We start from the raw sequence: 236 nt of genomic DNA, 5'->3' as shown, positions 1-236 counted from the left end.
GCCAATGCCGATCCCGCGGATGTGCAGGCGCAAATGTCGTTGATCCGCGAGCAGATCGACCAACTCAAATCCTCGGTCATATTGCTCAGCGCTCCCCAGGGCGTTGCCCTCAGCAGTGGTCAGCACTTGCAGTTGGCCGCGCAAAACAACCTGATGCTCAGCGCCGGTGCGCAAGCAGACATCAGCGTGGCCAAGCGGTTATTCATGGGGGTGGGGCAGGGGTTAAGCCTGTTTGT

General features: G+C 59.7%; 1 protein-coding gene. It reads left to right on the top strand.

Translation table 11 applies throughout. The features are described 5' to 3' along the window. Positions 1 to 236, top strand: a 236-nt coding sequence (locus tag ACM6IP_RS00950) for a DUF2345 domain-containing protein (RefSeq protein ID WP_414860731.1), incomplete at both ends; no start/stop codon positions are given.

The sequence above is a fragment of the Pseudomonas sp. IT-P176 genome (assembly GCF_949767245.1).
In the GTDB taxonomy this organism is placed as follows: domain Bacteria; phylum Pseudomonadota; class Gammaproteobacteria; order Pseudomonadales; family Pseudomonadaceae; genus Aquipseudomonas.
This window is presented reverse-complemented; position numbering and strand designations above follow the sequence as displayed.